16 protein-coding genes and 1 pseudogene are annotated in these 17,168 nt (G+C 59.8%); 7 read left to right on the forward strand and 10 right to left on the reverse strand.

Annotated features, from left to right (window positions below; genetic code table 11):
- Nucleotides 1-249 precede the first annotated feature (249 nt).
- Nucleotides 250-1,836 (forward strand): SDR family NAD(P)-dependent oxidoreductase, encoded by a 1,587-nt coding sequence (locus ACCQ01_RS19365; protein WP_228433914.1) that lies wholly within the window; start codon nucleotides 250-252, stop codon nucleotides 1,834-1,836.
- A gap of 141 nt (nucleotides 1,837-1,977) precedes the next feature.
- Here ACCQ01_RS19365 and ACCQ01_RS19370 read toward each other — a convergent pair whose 3' ends face one another.
- Both ACCQ01_RS19370 and ACCQ01_RS19375 read right to left on the reverse strand, forming a co-directional pair.
- The gene (locus ACCQ01_RS19370; RefSeq protein WP_228433916.1) at nucleotides 1,978-2,472 is read right to left on the reverse strand and encodes a hypothetical protein; all 495 of its coding nucleotides are present in this window, start codon (nucleotides 2,470-2,472) and stop codon (nucleotides 1,978-1,980) included.
- Between the two features lie 142 nt (nucleotides 2,473-2,614).
- Nucleotides 2,615-3,376: a DJ-1/PfpI family protein gene (locus ACCQ01_RS19375; protein WP_228433918.1), complete on the reverse strand. Its 762-nt coding sequence runs from the start codon at nucleotides 3,374-3,376 to the stop codon at nucleotides 2,615-2,617.
- Nucleotides 3,377-3,581: 205 nt separating this feature from the next.
- On the opposite strand from ACCQ01_RS19375, the pseudogene ACCQ01_RS19380 reads away from it, so the two are divergent.
- Nucleotides 3,582-3,788 (forward strand): annotated as a pseudogene (locus tag ACCQ01_RS19380) (GFA family protein); the annotation flags it as partial.
- Nucleotides 3,789-3,866: 78 nt separating this feature from the next.
- The gene (locus ACCQ01_RS19385; RefSeq protein ID WP_256267585.1) at nucleotides 3,867-3,995 is read left to right on the forward strand and encodes a hypothetical protein; all 129 of its coding nucleotides are present in this window, start codon (nucleotides 3,867-3,869) and stop codon (nucleotides 3,993-3,995) included.
- 189 nt (nucleotides 3,996-4,184) lie between these two features.
- Here the strand turns inward: ACCQ01_RS19385 and ACCQ01_RS19390 are convergent, their stop codons facing one another.
- The 5 genes from ACCQ01_RS19390 to ACCQ01_RS19410 form a co-directional block, all read right to left on the reverse strand.
- Nucleotides 4,185-4,421 (reverse strand): hypothetical protein, encoded by a 237-nt coding sequence (locus ACCQ01_RS19390; protein ID WP_147424138.1) that lies wholly within the window; start codon nucleotides 4,419-4,421, stop codon nucleotides 4,185-4,187.
- 225 nt (nucleotides 4,422-4,646) lie between these two features.
- On the reverse strand, nucleotides 4,647-5,801 hold the full coding sequence (locus ACCQ01_RS19395) for an XVIPCD domain-containing protein (RefSeq protein WP_228433920.1): 1,155 nt from the start codon (nucleotides 5,799-5,801) through the stop codon (nucleotides 4,647-4,649).
- A 34-nt stretch (nucleotides 5,802-5,835) separates the two neighbouring features.
- Nucleotides 5,836-6,243, reverse strand: coding sequence for a hypothetical protein (locus tag ACCQ01_RS19400; RefSeq protein WP_228433922.1), 408 nt, complete (start codon nucleotides 6,241-6,243; stop codon nucleotides 5,836-5,838).
- 357 nt (nucleotides 6,244-6,600) lie between these two features.
- On the reverse strand, nucleotides 6,601-6,999 hold the full coding sequence (locus ACCQ01_RS19405) for a SymE family type I addiction module toxin (protein ID WP_228433924.1): 399 nt from the start codon (nucleotides 6,997-6,999) through the stop codon (nucleotides 6,601-6,603).
- Nucleotides 6,996-7,268: an XAC0095 family protein gene (locus ACCQ01_RS19410; protein ID WP_228433926.1), complete on the reverse strand. Its 273-nt coding sequence runs from the start codon at nucleotides 7,266-7,268 to the stop codon at nucleotides 6,996-6,998. Before ACCQ01_RS19410 ends, ACCQ01_RS19405 begins: the two co-directional genes overlap by 4 nt.
- Nucleotides 7,269-7,647: 379 nt before the next feature.
- On the opposite strand from ACCQ01_RS19410, the gene ACCQ01_RS19415 reads away from it, so the two are divergent.
- The 3 genes from ACCQ01_RS19415 (at nucleotide 7,648) to ACCQ01_RS19425 (ending at nucleotide 11,441) form a co-directional block, all read left to right on the forward strand.
- A complete protein-coding gene (locus ACCQ01_RS19415; RefSeq protein ID WP_228433927.1) occupies nucleotides 7,648-8,373 on the forward strand; it encodes a hypothetical protein in 726 nt (241 codons plus the stop codon).
- A gap of 165 nt (nucleotides 8,374-8,538) precedes the next feature.
- Entirely contained in the window at nucleotides 8,539-8,970 is a 432-nt protein-coding gene (locus tag ACCQ01_RS19420) for a hypothetical protein (RefSeq protein WP_168960109.1), read from the forward strand.
- A complete protein-coding gene (locus ACCQ01_RS19425; RefSeq protein ID WP_323370339.1) occupies nucleotides 8,967-11,441 on the forward strand; it encodes an XVIPCD domain-containing protein in 2,475 nt (824 codons plus the stop codon). Before ACCQ01_RS19420 ends, ACCQ01_RS19425 begins: the two co-directional genes overlap by 4 nt.
- Nucleotides 11,442-11,465: 24 nt before the next feature.
- Here ACCQ01_RS19425 and ACCQ01_RS19430 read toward each other — a convergent pair whose 3' ends face one another.
- The gene (locus tag ACCQ01_RS19430) at nucleotides 11,466-11,879 is read right to left on the reverse strand and encodes a very short patch repair endonuclease (RefSeq protein ID WP_228433929.1); all 414 of its coding nucleotides are present in this window, start codon (nucleotides 11,877-11,879) and stop codon (nucleotides 11,466-11,468) included.
- Nucleotides 11,880-12,008: 129 nt separating this feature from the next.
- Here ACCQ01_RS19430 and ACCQ01_RS19435 point away from each other — a divergent pair, with 129 nt between their 5' ends.
- Nucleotides 12,009-13,331: a DNA cytosine methyltransferase gene (locus ACCQ01_RS19435; protein ID WP_228433931.1), complete on the forward strand. Its 1,323-nt coding sequence runs from the start codon at nucleotides 12,009-12,011 to the stop codon at nucleotides 13,329-13,331.
- A gap of 122 nt (nucleotides 13,332-13,453) precedes the next feature.
- Here ACCQ01_RS19435 and ACCQ01_RS19440 read toward each other — a convergent pair whose 3' ends face one another.
- Nucleotides 13,454-14,284, reverse strand: a complete 831-nt coding sequence (locus ACCQ01_RS19440) for a hypothetical protein (RefSeq protein WP_228433933.1) — start codon at nucleotides 14,282-14,284, stop codon at nucleotides 13,454-13,456.
- Between the two features lie 55 nt (nucleotides 14,285-14,339).
- A complete protein-coding gene (gene aceE / locus ACCQ01_RS19445) occupies nucleotides 14,340-17,027 on the reverse strand; it encodes a pyruvate dehydrogenase (acetyl-transferring), homodimeric type (protein ID WP_228433935.1) in 2,688 nt (895 codons plus the stop codon).
- Nucleotides 17,028-17,168 lie beyond the last annotated feature (141 nt).

Consider the following 17,168-nt stretch of genomic DNA (forward strand, 5'->3'; position numbering starts at 1 on the left):
AGGTGCAAATGCCCACCCGTGTGTTCCGCCGAAGCGGACCGCCAACGCCACAACACGCCGGCCGCCTCGGGGCGCTCGGACACCACCCCGGGCCCCGGATTGGCGCTGCCGCCGCCAATCGGCGAAAATGGCGCCCAGCCTGAAACTCACTGGCAAAGCCCACGTTTTCTATGGGGCTCAGCACCGTCTTGCCCACCGGCCGCCTGCCGCCACACCCACGGCTTTCAGCCGCTTCTGCCCGGATCTGCCTTGAATACCACCGCCTCGCCCCTGCCCGCCGACGACCTGCCGCTCACCGACCGCCTGCGCGCCGCGCTGGATGTGCTGGAGGCCATCGAGGCCGACCGCAGCGTGCTCGATACGCTCTCCGAGGCCGACCGCGTGCGGCTGCATCAGGTGGTGGCCAAGGTCTACCACCCCGAGCCCAAGGCGCGCCGCCAACTGCTCAAGCAGCGCGAGCGCGAACGCCATCAGGAAAAGGTCCGCAAGGCCGAGGCCTTGCTTGAGCAGACCGGTATCCGCGCGTTGCGGCGCAAACCGGTGTTCAGCACGCCGAACTATTTCCCGCCGCACGCCGCTGGCCTGCACGATGCACACAATGGCGAAGGCGTTACCGCTGTCGAGGCGCCACAGCAATCGCCGGAACTGCGGCACTGCTATGTGTGCAAGCAGAAGTTCACCCAGCTACATCACTTCTACGACCAGATGTGCCCGGCCTGCGCGGAGCTGAACTTCTTCAAGCGCACCGAAACCGCCGACCTGCGCGGGCGCGTGGCGCTGCTCACCGGCGGCCGGGTCAAGATTGGGTATCAGGCCGGATTGAAGCTGCTGCGTGCCGGCGCCGAACTCATCGTCACCACGCGCTTCCCGCGCGATTCGGCCGCGCGTTATGCGGAAGAACCCGACTTTGCCGAATGGGGCCATCGCCTGCAGGTGTTCGGGCTGGATCTGCGCCACACGCCCGGCGTGGAAGCGTTCTGCAGCCAGTTGCTGGCCACGCGCACGCGGCTGGATTTCATCATCAACAATGCCTGCCAGACCGTACGCCGCCCGCCGCAGTTCTACGCGCACATGATGGCCGGCGAGACCGCCGCGCTGCACGACCTGCCCGAAACGGTGCGCAAGCTGGTGGGCCATTACGAAGGCCTGCGTACACCCGAACTGTTGCGCGACGCCTCAGCCACCGCGCTGCCGGCCGTGCACGGACGCGGCCTGGACGGCGCCGACGGCCTCACCCGCGCCGCCGAGCTGTCGCAGGTCGCGCTGCTGGACGACGAGCTAGTGGGCCAGGAGCACCTGTTCCCCGAAGGCCGTCTCGACCAGGATCTGCAGCAGGTCGACTTGCGCGGCCGCAATTCCTGGCGCCTGCTGCTAGCCGAGGTGCCGTCGGTGGAATTGCTGGAGACGCAACTGGTCAACGCCATCGCGCCTTTCATCATCAATGCGCGCCTCAAGCCGCTGATGCTGCGCACGCCCGAGCGCGACAAACACATCGTCAATGTCTCGGCGATGGAAGGGCAGTTCTACCGCAACTTCAAGACCACCCGTCACCCGCACACCAACATGGCCAAGGCCGCGTTGAACATGATGACGCGCACTTCGGCGGCCGATTATCAAAACGACGGCATCCACATGAACAGCGTCGACACCGGCTGGGTCACCGACGAAGATCCGGCCGACATCGCCGCGCTCAAGGTGCAGCAGGAACGCTTCCACCCACCGCTGGACATCGTGGACGGCGCCGCCCGCATCGTCGACCCGATCATCCACGGCTTCAACACCGGCGAGCACGTGTGGGGACAGTTCCTGAAGGACTATGCGCCGACGGATTGGTGAGGCCGGTCAGTAGCGGAGCGCATCGGCCGGCGCTGCCAGCGGTGCAGAAAGGACGCTGTTGAATCATGCAGCAGGCGAACTACGTGTTCGCCGCGCTGGGATCGCCGGAATAGCGCTTTGGATGAGTCGATACAGCCTGACTCAGGCACCGTGCGCTGCTTTCTGAAACTCGATCGGCCCGTGATCACCTGGGTATTTCTTCTTGATCAAGATGTGATCGGAGGGCCTGACACAGCCGCCCTCAAGAGAATGCTCCACATGCCCCTCGTCCACGAAGAACGCTTCGTACGGTAACTGCAGAACTGATCTCTTCCCACCCTGATCAAACCTCAGCACCAGACTGTCATCGCGCTCGAAGCACAGGGTCGTCCATTTGAATTCGGTGAGCTTACCTGCCTCAACCACCGCCGAATCCTTGCCGGCCAGCAGCATCGCGACATGATCGGAGAACTGCTTCTGCGAGATCGGCGCCTCCGTCGCCGCGCATCCTGCAAAGGTAGCAACCACCACTGCGGCCGCTATCGAAACGTGGGACCGGAAAATAACGAATGGCATCCGGCGCGGCTCCTTGCTGCGGTAAACAGTGCTTTTATCAGAAGTGCGCAGCGCATGCGTGCCTGGAAGAAGATCAACCATCCGCGCGGCGACAACCACATCTCACGACTTGGGCGCGGGCTGCGTCAGCAGATAGATTGAGTCGCTAACGAGAGAGCTCGGACGAGCTTTGGCAGGCGTGTTCATTGCCCCGATCCAGCGACGCATCCGAGCACTCCTTCGCTCACCCAGCGTCGATCGCGGCAGTAAACGGATCGTTGGTGGAATCCGCGTTCCAGCGGTACTCGGCGATATCGGCGGCCTGCTTGGCGGCATCGGGGCCGAACAGTTTTGCGATCAGGGCCAGCGCCATGTCCGTACCCGCGGAGACGCCAGAGGAGGTGAACACATGGCCGTCCTCCACCCAGCGCGCTTGCTTCACCCACTCTACCTTCGGCCCCTGCGTCGTTACCCAGTTGAAGGCGCGCTTGTTGGTCGTGGCACGCCGCCCATCCAGCAGACCGGTGCGCGCTAGAAGCGCCGCTCCGGTGCAGATGCTGGCGACGTGTGGCGCCGAGCGCGCCAGGCGCGTGATGCCGGCGATGAGTGCGGCGTTGCCCACCTCGCGCCGTGTCCCCATGCCGCCCGGAACCATCAGGATGTCGATGTGCGGCGCCGCGCCCAACGCATGGTCAACGGCAACCGCAGGGCCGGCGCTGCTGGCGACCATGCCAGCGTGCTCGCCCAGGATGACGATCCTTACCTTGCCATCAAGATTGCCGAACATATCCAGCGGACCGAACACATCCAGTAGCTGGAAGCCGTCGAACACCACCATTCCCAACGTCAACTGGGCGCTGCGTTTGGATAAATCGCCACTGGCCGCGCTGGCCGGGCGCAGGTCTTTCGCCATCGCAGCCGTGCCCGGCGCCATCATCGCCGCGCCCGTCAGCAGGGCATTGCGCAGTAGCGTGCGACGCGCACAACTTGCCTGGGTCTGATCCACTTCGATAGACATGGCAGCTCCTTGATGATTCGGTGGGTGTGGGCTTGCGCGCCTGCCGGATGAGCTCCTATTGGGGACCTAGCCCAGCGGGGCTCAAGGCGCAAACCACTGTATTCACCCGGACGAAGTGCGATGTGACGGGCACGCGCGTCTGGATTCCAACCTGCTAGATTGCGGCGATTGCGCACGGACACAGGGATTCGAGGTGGCACCAGACACACTCAGCGGTAGCTGCCATTGCGGCAGCGCAGGCTGGCACCTCTCCGGTGACCCAAGCGCGGTCACGGCTTGCAACTGCACGCTGTGCCGGCGCTACGGCGCGCTCTGGGCGTACGACGTTGAACACGGGCGCATAACGCTACACGGGCCAACGCAAACCTATGTCCGTGCCGAGAAACAAGACCCCACGCTAGAGATTCACTTCTGCCCTGCCTGCGCCTGCGTGATCTGCTGGCGCGGCCTGCGCCTCGAAGCCGACGGAAGCCGGCGCATGGCAGTCAACATCAGGCTCGCCGATCCAGACGCCGTCGCGCACTTGGCCATCGACCACTTCGATGGTCTGGACAGCTTTGACGACCTGCCGCCCGACGGCCGTTGCGTTCGTGATCTGTGGTTCTGAGGTGCGTGAGTGCACTCACTCGCGAGCCAGATGGCCGAATTTCAAGCACAAGCATCTGGCCACTACTGCTGGGTTTGCTCTTTCGCTGCATCCCATTTAGTTACTGCAGTTGGCCAAGGGTTGCGCGATCGGTTGGCGATCGCGTCACCCGTGTTCATGTCTGTCATCTTGAGCGTGCTGTCATTCAACTCACTGACAGCGACGATACTGGCTAACCGATTTGCCATCAGAGATCACCAGATAGTCGCCTTTCAGAATGTAAAGGTCATCAGTTCTGATATCTGGCGCGATATCCGACTTAGCGGAAACCAGCCAAGCATGTGGATCAGAAGAAACACGCCTGATCGATATGGGCGTCTGCTGGTGCTCGTGGCCACGCAACCAGGTCTTCTCGATATGTATCGGCGTATCGGAGTCAGGATTCATGGGTAGCTTGCAAGCGTGAGGGCCTAGGTCCCATATGCCCTGAAGCTCTTACGGATACGCAACAGACTGGCGCACCTTAGTAGCCGACGCGGCGCCGGTGCCAAGCAGCAACGGTAGGGCTAAAAGAAACCCGGTCATCATCCGCATACACTCCTATCCCGTCGGTGTGTTCAGCACGCCAGGCTTGGTACGGTGACTGGCTCTGCCTATTTCTCTTGAAAAATATCAGCGCGTCATCGACGGACCGGCCTGTGAGACGGCTTGCTGCGACTGTTCCAATGCCTGCTGCTGCTCGCGCGCCTGGGCCTGAGTCTGGTTGAGTGCCTGCAGGCGATCGAACGACTGGGTCTCAGGTGTCTGCACGGCTTCTATCGTTGGCATATGTGCCCGCTGGTGTGCTGGGTCATTGAGCGCGCCTTGTACAACGAAGACCTTCTCGCCGCCGGCCAGCTGAGGCGTGGGGTTGTTGAGTGCAACATGGTCCACCCGCGACAGCCCGTCCTCTTTTGCCAACGCAAGCAAGCTGGCGGTCATGCGCTGGCTGGCCCCATCCCACTGTTTGCCGTGTTCGGCGTCGAGCTGCATCACGCCGCTTTTGATCTGCTGGTAAAGCGCGTGGTCCGCATGGCCTGGCTGTGAGGGCAACAACGCGGTCTTCGGTGACGCCGAGGGTGATTCAGGACCAAGTCCACCCTGCTTCACATCAGAAGTAGTGATGTCGCCAACGACTCCGGGTTCCGGTCGCCCCTGTTTGCGTTGCAGCGGTGCAATATGTTTATCGTAGTAATCTCCGTAATATTGTTCATATGTCTTACTTGGACCAACAGAAGGTTTTTCCGTCTTGAAGACCTGAGCAATCTGGTTCAATGCAGCATCGCGCGTGATGCGACCTGACATTTGTTGATCTGCAATTGCCTGGTACTGCTGTGGCCTTGTACCGCTTCCAGAGATACCGATATCCGGTCCCTTATTATTTATAATCTCACGCCGAATTAGTGCGTTGCTAAGCGTTGCTGCAGCTTCGCCGCGGAGCATGCTCGTGACGTACCCATTCTTGGAGGACTGATCGGATTGCTCAGAAAATCGATGATGTCCAATTTCATGCGATAGCGACCGAGCGATGCGCGCACCGTTTCCAATTGCATTTTCGTCAATAACTACTTGCGTGCGAGGAACGAGATAGGTGCCGGCACCGGCAGTCCCCCATACCACCCCAATGTTGTCCCGATTCAGCTGCGCGAGGCCTGCCTGAAGTGTTGGAGACCTCTGCAAGAAAGGCGTGACCGAAGGATCCGATAGCGGAGAGGACGGCTTCACTGCAGCGGCTCCTGACACCGATTGCTGCGGCTGCGGATACTTCGACTCGTCGATATTTTCCATCATGCACTCCGTTGCGGGAACCCAACTCAGCAACTTATTTCTTGCTGATTGTGATGTAGCTTAGACCAGACTGATCTTGGTTCAATCCAAAGATGACAGTTGCCGTTTCTCTCTGCATCGACCAGTAAGCGCTCGAGCCGGCCGCGTCTGGGCGCGGTGGGTAGAGGGAAGCATCTGGCGAGGGCATACCCTCGAACTTCGGCCCAGGCGGCGAAAAGTCAAGCACAAGAGTCGCATGCGAAGGGGCATCCTGATTACTGCGAAGCTCAATGCGCTTCAAGGCTGCACCGGCCAGCACACCACTTACACCGGCCCGTATCACCATCACACCTTGCGATCCACCTGGGCCCAGTTGCGTTTGAAGCTGAGCGTTAAGTGCTGCGATATCGTGGAAGTCAGTTGCGATCAAACGATCCACATCTTGCTTGAGGCGTTCCGTCACGTCTTTGCTCCTGGTTTCAACGGAGGACTTTGCAGCCGCTACGGCTGGCTGATCGCGTGGAGTGCTGAGGGCACATCCCGCATGAAAAGTGCATAGTGTCAGCAGCGCAACTGGTAACAACGCTGCCCAAGGGAGGGCATTACGTCCTTGGTCAACTTGCCGGCCATGGGATTTCCCAAGGTGAAGGGCCATCTCTCTGATCCTGCGCTAAGAGTGTCGCTGAAATTTACCACGTCAATAACCTCGGATCAGGCCGCGGCAGCAATCCGCCTCACGTGGCCTGCGGTTGCAAGATCGACCAGCGGCGCACAGGCATGCACCTGAATGCGGCCGGCGGTGCCAGCGACGCGTCCTAAGTCATTTTGCAGGCACCTCCACCGGCGCCACCACCTCCATCACCAACTGCCCTTCGCTTGCAGTAATCCGCAGCTTGCTACCGATCGCAAAGCCCAACTGCTCCAGCCATAGGCCACTGAGGCGGACGTGGGGCACGTGCTGGTCGCCGGCGTGGTCGTGGGCGCCGGGGTAGAGGGTGTAGCTGACGGTGCATTGGCGCGGGCGGCGGGCGCGGCGGGGTGCATGCAAACGGCCGGGGCCTTGCGGCGTTGTGTCCGGCTCGGGCGGCAGCATCGGTGGCAGCTGGGTGCGATCGGGTTCGACGATGACCCACTGCACCCGCTTGGGTGGCGCAGGGCGCGCACGTTGACGGGTGGGCCGTGCGGTGGCGGACGCGTTGGGTGGGCGGCGGCGCGTCATGGCGCCCCCGGGTGGCGAGTGTTGGTGATGGATGCAGCAACGCACTGCTGCAGCGCCACGTCGATGCGGGCGGACAGGCTGCGCAAGGCCTGCGACAACACACCGGGCTGGCTGAGCAGCTGCTGCGCGGGATCGTCGCTGGCCTGCTCAATAGCTGCGCGTGCAGCCAGCCGGCGCAGCACCTCGCCTACATCCCACAGCAGGCCGTGAGCGGAGGCTGGCAACAGACAACCCGGCACCGATGCCGGCGTGGATGGTGCGGTAGACATGGCAACGCCCTCCTGGAACAACCCAAGAACCGCCGCCAACGGCGACGGGATGTCGGGAGGTTCGAAACCGTACATAGTCGGCGGGCATATTCCCCTTGCGGGTGTTGTATTAGCCGCCCTCCCGACGCAGGCATCGCATCGGCTTGTACCTGCAGGATGCAGGCACAAAAAACCCACCGGTTTGACGGAGGTGGGTACCGCTATGTACGGAGTTTCGACGCTCCTTAGGCTTAGATTGCGAGTGCAAGGTGTGGCGTGTCAATAGCAACCGAGGAAGAGACTCGACGCGCTTGAGTAGCGCGCTGGCGCGCTGTAGGCAGCTGAGGAATACTGACCATCACAGATGCATGTCGCACGCGCGATCGCCGAGGGAGGCTAGATGAGTTCAGTGGATGAAGCGGTAGCGAAACGCAGCGCCGACATCGATGGAGAGGCAGTCAAGCTCACAGACCCGAGCTTTCCATCGCTCTCTGCGGCGATGGCTCACTACGCACAGGTGACCGAACAGAGCCGCGCCGGCCCAGTCGAGCGCTGGAGCCTTGCGATTGGCCTGATCGGTGCGGGCGTCGGGATCTTGGCCGGTACTTTGCTGGATGGCAAAACTGGCGCTTACTTGGCCGTTATTGGCCTTGTCACTGAGTTGATAGGCTTTGTTGTGTCGGCAGCGCTAACCGTCAAGCGCGAATGGCCTGGGTTCCGCCGCCCCTATGCGGATCACGCAGACCTGATGGAGCGGGAGTTCCACCAATATCAATCGATCGTTGCATCGCTTCGCAGATTTCCGCTGGAACAACGACGTCGACGCGAGGCATTTATGCGTGACCGTCGCACCAACATGCACGACCGCCTGGGACTGTTCACCGGTGGCATTGAGAAGCTGGGATTCATGCCCGTCTTGCTTGCCTTGTATCTGCAGCTGAAAGACTGGCGTATAGGAGACTGGACGGTATTGAGCAAGATCACCCTGATACAGGGCGTGCTGGCCTTCACGCTCCTGTTTGCCTTTGCGATGTCATGGCATCTCATTCGCCTACGTATACGCGTGCAGTCGTACGAGCAATTATTGGCTGAGGCAAATCGGCAAGATAGCGCCTCTAGCAAGTAAGCGGCCACCAAGCACGATATGCCACTTATGGTGCAATAATGAGTAACCACGCTTGCCGATGCCGCACCCTTGCTGGTTGCCCTTGGCACGACGTAGCACAACGACCATTGCCTATCGCCCTGTTCGATAAGCCATACCATTTGGACCAGCAAGAAAGGAATTGAGATGTCATCGACATTTGAATGGGTAGATTTGCCAGCAGGTCGGGCCCGTTTTTCGGGCGGCATCCGGGGTGCTGACGAGCTTGGGCACGAAACCTTCGCCATTGAAATTGATGGCACGGAGTATTTTGGAGAGCTAAAGAATGATTGGCTTCCAGACCAAACCCACTATGACGTAGCAGTTGTTTCTTTTGGATTTTCGGTAGAGCTTCAGGTCGGGATGCCAATTACCGCCTGGTCAGTTCGCCCTTTCACCGATGACGAGCTTGAATCCATAAAGACCATCATCATCCAATTAATACAGACTGGAACTACCTTTACGAAAAAGCCGCTAATCATTAGTGAAAGCGGAGGGGCGATCTTCACGGGAAAGATCATTTTTAATGAGAACTGGGCATTGATCAAGCGCAACGATCAACCCGGAGTTCAGAAATGAACGACCACGCCGCCTCGATCTCCCTGATAGAGAGAGCAAAGTCTCTAGATGAAATATCTGAAATTGCAAGGTCGTATTCTGCAAAATCGGTTGATCAGGGCGGAATTCTTTATAGTCGTTGGGTTGGGGATGTCTCATCCGAGGTTATGGCGGTTGAACTTTCTGACAGGACTGGACTTCCCATCATCAACGATACTCCGCGCGCCAAGTTCCTCATGGAAGCCAGGACTGCCATCGAGGAGAAGGCTTCCGAGATTTTCAGATCTCAGGGATTGCCTCCGAAGATGGCCAAGGAGTCTGCTGCGTCGTTTTTGTTCGGCGACCCGGCGGTTCCATCACAGAGCCCCACGTCCTTGTCGAAATGCCTCTGGGGAGAGGCCTCGCACGAATTCGCAAGCTCGCTGCGTGGCGACATCAAAGTAGTGGCTTCTGCTGCCAACCTGGAACGTGTCTTCGGTCAGGTTGAAGTGCCTGCTGTGCTGAACAACCCAAATGTCAATTCGCTGGGCGGTCAACCGATTCCCAAGTTGCAGGCACTGTACGCACAAGGTGGCGCAGGCGCTGTACTGCCGGAGGTGCAAACACACTTTATCCAGGCGGCACCCAAGGGCATCTTTGTAGCGCCAGAGAGCATCGGCTCAAAGATTGAAAGGGTTACGTTTTCGCGTGAGTTCGCTGGGAGCTTAGAACTGCAGCAAACACACTTCAAGCCATCCGCAGAACTCACTGCATCCGGCATGGTCCGCGCACCGACCGGGCTTGATGTGCCAGCCGCGAACCTTGCAGAAACAGCGCTTACCGCAGAAGCAGCAGCATCGCGCAGGCTCTCTCCCGGCACCGTCCGTGGGCTGGGCGTTGTGGGCGCGGCGGCGGCGGTGTACGACCTGGGCGGTACTGTGAGGAACAACGAGCGGCTGGACGCGCAGGGCAACAGCACTGCGGCCGATGCAGAGGTCACTCGCTATGCCACACGAAATCTGGGCACCTTTGGCGGGGCTGTGCTTGGCAGTAGCGTAGGCGCAGCGCTAGGCGTGGAGTCTGGCCCAGGCTTGCTGGTCACAGGTGCGGTTGGCGGCATTGTTGGCGCGGTGGGCGGCGACAAGCTGGCCGATGTGATCAATGATCATCGCATTTCCCATCAACAAGATGCGCAAGGCAATACGTGGCGCCTTGAGAATCACCAAACCGGAGAACGGTGGGCGCGGGACGTCAGCACTGGTGAGGTCGATCCAGCCGCTGTCGCCTTTGGAGAGGCCGGCGTGCCGCTCTTCAAGACGCGGACCGAAGTTGCCACGCCGGAAGTCGCGGACTTACTGACCTTCAAAGCATCTCGTACGTCTATCGAGCTGGCACTCGGCTCGCCGCCGCAGAATAAAGATCCCTACACCCAACCGGCCAACGAGCACGACACGCGCAGCCTGCGTGAGTCACCGTGGGTACACAACGCGAATACGCAGCAGTGGACGCGCCAGGTAGCCGATGGCCTGATTGATCGCACGATGAGTACGCACACCGAAACGGCGAGCTCTCAGCGTGCGTCCCAACTCGATGAAGCTTCGCAGCAAATCATCAAGCAGAACGCGATGCACACGCCAGCAGCGATGGCCGCGCACTACAAGGAGACCTACGAGCAGAATGGCTGGGAGCGTCACGCCTACATGCCCGCCGCAGTACATGACGCACTGAAGCATCCCGGCCGGATCGTCGGCTCAGACGGCGACCTCTACGAACGTGGCAAAGATGGTCAATGGACCCATGACGGTATGCTCTGGGACAGCCAGGCCAAGGGAAATTTAAAGCAAGAGCTTGATGGAACCTACGCAGCCCAGACCCTAGGCACACAGCGTACGGCTGCACAGCCGGTGGCAGAGGCTGCTGCCGAACCGATCAAAACGCTAGAGACGGTCCATGTCACTGCGCCGCGGACGCAAAGCCACAACAACACGGACACCTCTTCGAAGAAAACTCAGGAAGACGCAGATGTACGCGGCCATAGCGCCCCCGCACGGCCGCAAGCCTCGGGCCCGCAAGATCCGGATCATCCCGATCACCACATGTTGAAGCAGATCCGCGAAGGCGTGGCCAAGATCGATGAAAGCGTTGGCAAGCCGTATGACGAGATGAGCGAGCGCGTCAGCCGCTGCCTGCTGGCCGCGTGCAAGGACAATCGCGAGCGTTATCCAGACGCCGACAACACCTCGCTTGCCGCTAATGCACTGCAGCGCGTGGATCACGTGCTGATGGGAAAGAACGGCAACCTTGTCGCGATCGAAGGGCGCATCGACGACCCAACACACAAGCGCGCAGCTGTCTCTATCGACCAAGCAATTAATGTGCCTTTGGAGCAGTCGGATGCAAAGCTGCAGGCCGCCAACCAAGCCATTGTCCAGGAGCAGACACAGACACGACAGCAAGAAATGACGCGAAGCCAACAGCAAGATGCGCAGCAGGCGCCGCGTATGAGTGTCTGACAAATTCCTGCATCTAGAGTTTTTCTAACAATGCAGGCTATCGATCACGCGTACGAGCTTATCCGACAGCTTGGAGGGATCTTTCAGCTCGCATTCCCACACGGTGAGTACATGCCAGCCAAGCGCACGCAGCAGCTTTCGCTTCTTCGCATCCCGCTGACGATTGGCTTCGATCTTAGACCCCCAGTACTCCACCCTCGACTTCGGCATCTTGTTGCGCTTACACGCATGACCGTGCCAGAAACATCCGTGAACAAAGATGGCGGTTTTACGGCCGGGGAGGACCACATCAGGGGTGCCGGGCAGATCTCGACGGTGCAACCGAAATCTGAACCCCAGTCCATGCAGCAACGACCTTAATGCAAGCTCTGGCTTCGTGTTTTTCGAGCCTATCCTGGACATCAGCCAGCTGCGCCGCTCCGGAGTCAATCGATCCACAGATCCTCCGTCTCAAACCTTGAGACAGTATTGCCGCAACATCCGGCACTCTTAAGAGAAGGATCTCTGATCATGCAAAATGACCTCTTCCGATCGACAATGGAGCGAGGGCCTACTATACTTCCCACTATGAGCAGACCCCTAGGAATCGACCTCTTCGCCGGCGCCGGCGGCCTTAGCCTTGGTTTCGAACAGGCTGGATTCGACGTAGTTGCGGCAGTGGAGATAGATCCAGTGCATGCAGCCGTCCATGAGTACAATTTCCCGCATTGCCGAGTGATCCCGAGATCAGTTACAGAGTTAAGCGGAGCGACCATTCGCGCGGCGGCAGGGATAGGCGAACGCACTGTTGACGTAGTGTTCGGAGGCGCCCCTTGCCAAGGCTTCTCGCTTATCGGGCAACGCGCACTGGACGACCCGAGAAATTCATTGGTGAAGGACTTCGTGCGGATCGTTCGCGAATTGGACGCAAGCTATTTCGTCTTCGAAAACGTCAAGGGACTTACGGTCGGCAAGCATCGAAAGTTCCTCGTCGAGATCATCGAAGAGTTCAAGATAGCGGGCTACGACGTCGTTGAGAACTGGAAGGTCCTCAACGCCTGCTCTTATGGAGTACCCCAAGATCGGCAACGCCTTTTTCTTATCGGAGCCAAGCGGGGACTTCCGCTCCCATCCTATCCGATACCGACGACCCGCAAGCCCGGAACCCTAGAGACCGAGCTTCCTACGGCACCAACCTGCCTCGATGCTCTGAGCGATTTACCGGATGCCGAAAGATTCGCTCGACTGAATGGAAACGAAGCTGTGCGCGTAACAAACTGGAACGACACCAACAGCTATGCTTCCCGAATGCGCTGTTTGGATTCGACCGGCTGGGAATATGGATATAAGAGAGACTGGAATCCCGCCATTTTGACTTCGAGCGCGCGCTCTAATCATAGCGACATATCGCGCGAACGCTTCGCTTCAACGCCTCCAGGCGAGGTAGAGCCCGTTTCCCGCTTCTTCAAGCTTCACCCTGAGGGCGTATCAAACACGCTTAGAGCAGGAACAGATTCGGCGCGCGGCGCTTTTACCAGCCCACGCCCAATCCATTACAAATGGAATCGTTGCATCACCGTACGCGAGATGGCCCGACTTCATGGCTTTCCCGATTGGTTCCGCTTCAATGGGACGAAGTGGCATGGTGCGCGCCAGATCGGAAACGCTGTACCGCCTCCTCTCGCTCGATCAGTAGCAAGCGAGGTGATGCGCGCTCTGGGGATCAAGCCACAACGTCCTAGGAAAGTCGTTTCGCTTGGAGACGATGCCCTGCTACGCTTCGGCACGACCGAGGCGGCGGCCTACTGGGGTATAGCAAATCCAATCGGTCGCAGGGACAAGAAAAGCGGAATAAAGAAGCGTAAGCAGTCAGAGATTTCGCCAATTGCCAGTCTCAATTTGAGACCATAGATTGGCGCACCTTATGAGCAACCTCTTCGAAGCCGTGCCAGCCACAAATTTCGATGAGATATTTAAAAGAGGTGCCGGTTACCGACACCTCTTTGCTCGTGCATCCAAACAATTAAAACTTTTTAGATCCCTCTGACAGCGGGAACTAAGCGATAGAGAGCATCAGAAGAAAATTCTAAGTCGACAAAACTTCCAAGCAAGGCACGTGAAACGGACTTGAACTCTATAACGTGAATTCCGAGATCCTTTTCGGACCTAATGGCGATAGGAACGACCAAATCCGCATTTGTTGTTTCAAATGCAGCTCTAACCTGACTCATTATTTGGCCAGTTAATATTCGCTCGCTACCTTTTTTTGCTTCGCACGTTATAAAAACGCTGGAATAGCCCGGAACATTAGCTAGATACAGTGCGTCAATTTCAGTGGCTCGCAGCTTTACCGTCATTTGGAGATGCGTAACCTCTTTGACCTGCAGCGCGGAGACGGTGGCCATATGCTGCTCGATTACACGCAGGTTTACAGCAGTTTGGATTAACCAAGCCTCGTCTGATCGACCCAGTTCCCTTGAGGCCAAGGACATGCTTACCGACTGCATGTCTATTCTTTCGGTTTTATCTGTTACTCGATAGAGATCGGGAAAGGGCTCATCATAGCCAGCAGATAAAGGAACGAACTCGAAAGAATCGCCCGTTCCGGTACGCTGCTCGCCGGTATACCCAAGAAGCGCTATTTTTCTTGGCCAAATCTTCGAAGCCCCACGGCTACGTATCACGTCCTTAAGGAAGTTCGCGGGGTTTCTATCGCTACGATCTTTACCGTCTTGAGCATTGCAAGCACGAATCGCTTCCGCGACATCTTGCAAAGTCATAAGCGTTTTAGTGAGTCGAAGGCTGCCAGGATCCCAGTACTTTTCGAACAGGTGCAGAATTACGTCCGTTTTATCTGAAGCCATTACTTATCCTCATGCAAGGCTGCGCCGCGCTTTTTGTAAAGCGCGGCGCTCCGCATCAAACTCCAACCGGATTCGCCTTCTCAGGATCAATCTTGTACTGCTTGATCGCCCGAGCCACGTCCTTCCCCGTCATCTTGCCATCCTTCGCAAGCGCGGCAATCGCCGCATGCGCGATGTAGTAACGGTCAACCTCGAAGAACCGACGCAGGTTCGCACGCGTATCCGAACGACCGAACCCATCCGTGCCGAGCACGGTGTAGGTCATCGGGACGAAGGCGCGGATCTGGTCGGCGAACAGGCGCACGTAGTCCGTTGCGGCGATTGCCGGGCCCTGGCGGCCTTCCAGCAGCTGGGTGACGTAGGGCTTGCGCTGTTCGGCCTCCGGATGCAGGCGGTTCCAGCGTTCGGCGGCGAAGCCGTCGCGGCGCACTTCGTTGAAGCTGGGGCAGGACCAGATGTCGGCGGTGACGCCGAAGTCCTTGTCCAGCAGCTCGGCTGCGGCAATGGACTCGCGCAGGATGGTGCCGCTGCCCAGCAGCTGCACGCGCAGCTCGCCCTTCTTGGGCTTGCCGGCGTCCTTGAGCAGGTACATGCCCTTGATGATGCCCTCGGCTGCGCCTTCCGGCATGCCGGGGTGGGCGTAATTCTCGTTCATCAGGGTGATGTAGTAGTACTCGTCGATCTGGTCTTCCATCATCGCCTTCATGCCGTGCTGCATGATGACGGTGACTTCGAAACCGAAGGTCGGGTCGTAGCTACGCACGTTCGGGATGGAGCCGGCGATGACCTGGCTGAAGCCGTCTTCGTGCTGCAGGCCTTCGCCATTGAGCGTGGTGCGGCCGGCGGTGCCGCCGAGCAGGAAGCCCCGCGTGCGCATGTCCGCTGCCTGCCAGGCGATGTCGCCCACGCGCTGGAAGCCGAACATGGAGTAGTAGATGTAGAACGGCAGCATCGGCACGTCGGAGACCGAGTAGCTGGTGCCGGCAGCCATCCACGAGGCGATGGCGCCCGGCTCGCTGATGCCCTGCTGCAGCACCTGGCCGGTCTGGTCTTCGCGGTAGTACATCAGCTGGTCGGCATCGACCGGCTTGTACTTCTGGCCGAACGGGGCATAGATGCCGATCTGGCGGAACATGCCTTCCATGCCGAAGGTGCGCGCCTCATCGGCCACGATCGGCACGATGCGCGGGCCCAGTTCCTTGTCGCGCAGGGCGATGTTGAGGCTCTGCACAAACGACATGGTGGTGGAATAGCTGCGCTCGCCGCTGTCCTTGAGCAGGCGCTCGAACTTGTCCAGCGTGGGCGCGACGAACGACTTGCTGGCCTTGGGACGGCGCGACGGCAGGAAGCCGCCCAGCACGTTACGGCGTTCTTTCAGGTACTGCACTTCCGGGGAATCTTCGCCGGGGTGGTAGAACGGCACCTGGCCGTCTTCCAGCTGGGCGTCGGTCACCGGGATGTTGAAGCGGTCGCGGAAGTGCTTGACCGCCGCGTCGTCCAGCTTCTTGGTCTGGTGGGTGGGGTTGAGCGCCTCACCGGCCGAACCCATGCCGTAGCCCTTGACCGTCTTGGCCAGGATCACGGTGGGCATGCCCTTGGTGTTCACGGCCTGGTGGTAGGCGGCGTACACCTTGTGCGGGTCGTGGCCGCCACGGTTCAGGCGCCAGATGTCGTCGTCGGACAGGCCGGCGACCATGGCCGCGGTCTCCGGGTATTTGCCGAAGAAGTTGGCGCGGGTGTAGGCGCCGCCGAAGGCCTTGCAGTTCTGGTACTCGCCGTCGACGGTTTCCATCATCAGCTTGCGCAGGACGCCGTCGGTGTCCTTGGCCAGCAGGGCATCCCAGTAGCCGCCCCAGAGCAGCTTGATGACATTCCAGCCGCCGCCACGGAACACGCCTTCCAGTTCCTGGATGATCTTGCCGTTGCCGCGCACCGGGCCGTCCAGGCGCTGCAGGTTGCAGTTGACCACGAAGATGAGGTTGTCCAGGCCTTCGCGGCCGGCCAGTGCGATGGCGCCGAGGGTTTCGGGCTCATCCGACTCGCCGTCGCCGATGAAGCACCACACCTTGCGGTCGGACTTCTCGATGAGGCCGCGGTTTTCCAGGTACCGCATGAACTGCGCCTGGTAGATGGCGGCCAGCGGGCCCAGGCCCATCGAGACGGTGGGGGTCTGCCAGAACTCGGGCATCAGCCACGGGTGCGGGTAAGACGAGATGCCCTGGCCGTCCACTTCCATGCGGAAGTTGTCCAGCTGGGCTTCGTTGATGCGGCCTTCCAGGAAGGCGCGGGCGTAGATGCCCGGGGCGCTATGGCCCTGGATGAACAGCAGGTCGCCCGGGTGCTGGTCGCTAGGCGCACGCCAGAAGTGGTTGAAGCCCACGTCGTAGAGCGTGGCGCTGGAGGCGAACGAGGCAATGTGGCCGCCCAGGTCACCCGGCTTGCGGTTGGCCCGCACGACGGTGGCCATGGCGTTCCAGCGGATGATCGAGCGGATCTTCCACTCCAGCGCGGAGTCGCCGGGGTTCTTGGCCTCGTTGGCCGGAGAGATGGTGTTGACGTACTCGGTGGTGGGCGAGAACGGCAGGTAAGCGCCGGCGCGGCGGGTCTGTTCGACCATGCCTTCCAGCAGCTGATGGGCGCGCTCCGGGCCTTCGACGTCGATGACGGCCTTGATCGATTCGAGCCACTCCTGGGTCTCGAGCGGGTTCGGATCGTTGTGCAGCACTTCGTTCAACCAGTTCATTAGCGCTCCCGGGGGGACACACCCCGCGGGTGTGTCGACATCGTGAATTCGTGAACCCCCAAGTGTACCGCACGCACCTGTTGGCATTCCTCGCTACGGGTGCGTATGGAATGGGACGGTGTTGTGCGGTGAATGCGTTGG

This window comes from Xanthomonas sp. NCPPB 4037, from assembly GCF_041475695.2.
GTDB classification, from domain to species: domain Bacteria; phylum Pseudomonadota; class Gammaproteobacteria; order Xanthomonadales; family Xanthomonadaceae; genus Xanthomonas; species Xanthomonas campestris.

Coding starts and splice junctions, on each gene's coding strand:
- ACCQ01_RS19370 (WP_228433916.1), bottom strand. CDS start 2,472: ATGGTTGATCTTCTTCCAGGCACGCATGCGCTGCGCACTTCTGATAAA.
- ACCQ01_RS19385 (WP_256267585.1), top strand. CDS start 3,867: ATGGCAGTCAACATCAGGCTCGCCGATCCAGACGCCGTCGCGCACTTG.
- ACCQ01_RS19390 (WP_147424138.1), bottom strand. CDS start 4,421: ATGAATCCTGACTCCGATACGCCGATACATATCGAGAAGACCTGGTTG.
- ACCQ01_RS19395 (WP_228433920.1), bottom strand. CDS start 5,801: ATGGAAAATATCGACGAGTCGAAGTATCCGCAGCCGCAGCAATCGGTG.
- ACCQ01_RS19405 (WP_228433924.1), bottom strand. CDS start 6,999: ATGACGCGCCGCCGCCCACCCAACGCGTCCGCCACCGCACGGCCCACC.
- ACCQ01_RS19410 (WP_228433926.1), bottom strand. CDS start 7,268: ATGTCTACCGCACCATCCACGCCGGCATCGGTGCCGGGTTGTCTGTTG.
- ACCQ01_RS19415 (WP_228433927.1), top strand. CDS start 7,648: ATGAGTTCAGTGGATGAAGCGGTAGCGAAACGCAGCGCCGACATCGAT.
- ACCQ01_RS19420 (WP_168960109.1), top strand. CDS start 8,539: ATGTCATCGACATTTGAATGGGTAGATTTGCCAGCAGGTCGGGCCCGT.
- ACCQ01_RS19425 (WP_323370339.1), top strand. CDS start 8,967: ATGAACGACCACGCCGCCTCGATCTCCCTGATAGAGAGAGCAAAGTCT.
- ACCQ01_RS19435 (WP_228433931.1), top strand. CDS start 12,009: ATGAGCAGACCCCTAGGAATCGACCTCTTCGCCGGCGCCGGCGGCCTT.
- ACCQ01_RS19440 (WP_228433933.1), bottom strand. CDS start 14,284: ATGGCTTCAGATAAAACGGACGTAATTCTGCACCTGTTCGAAAAGTAC.
- aceE (WP_228433935.1), bottom strand. CDS start 17,027: ATGAACTGGTTGAACGAAGTGCTGCACAACGATCCGAACCCGCTCGAG.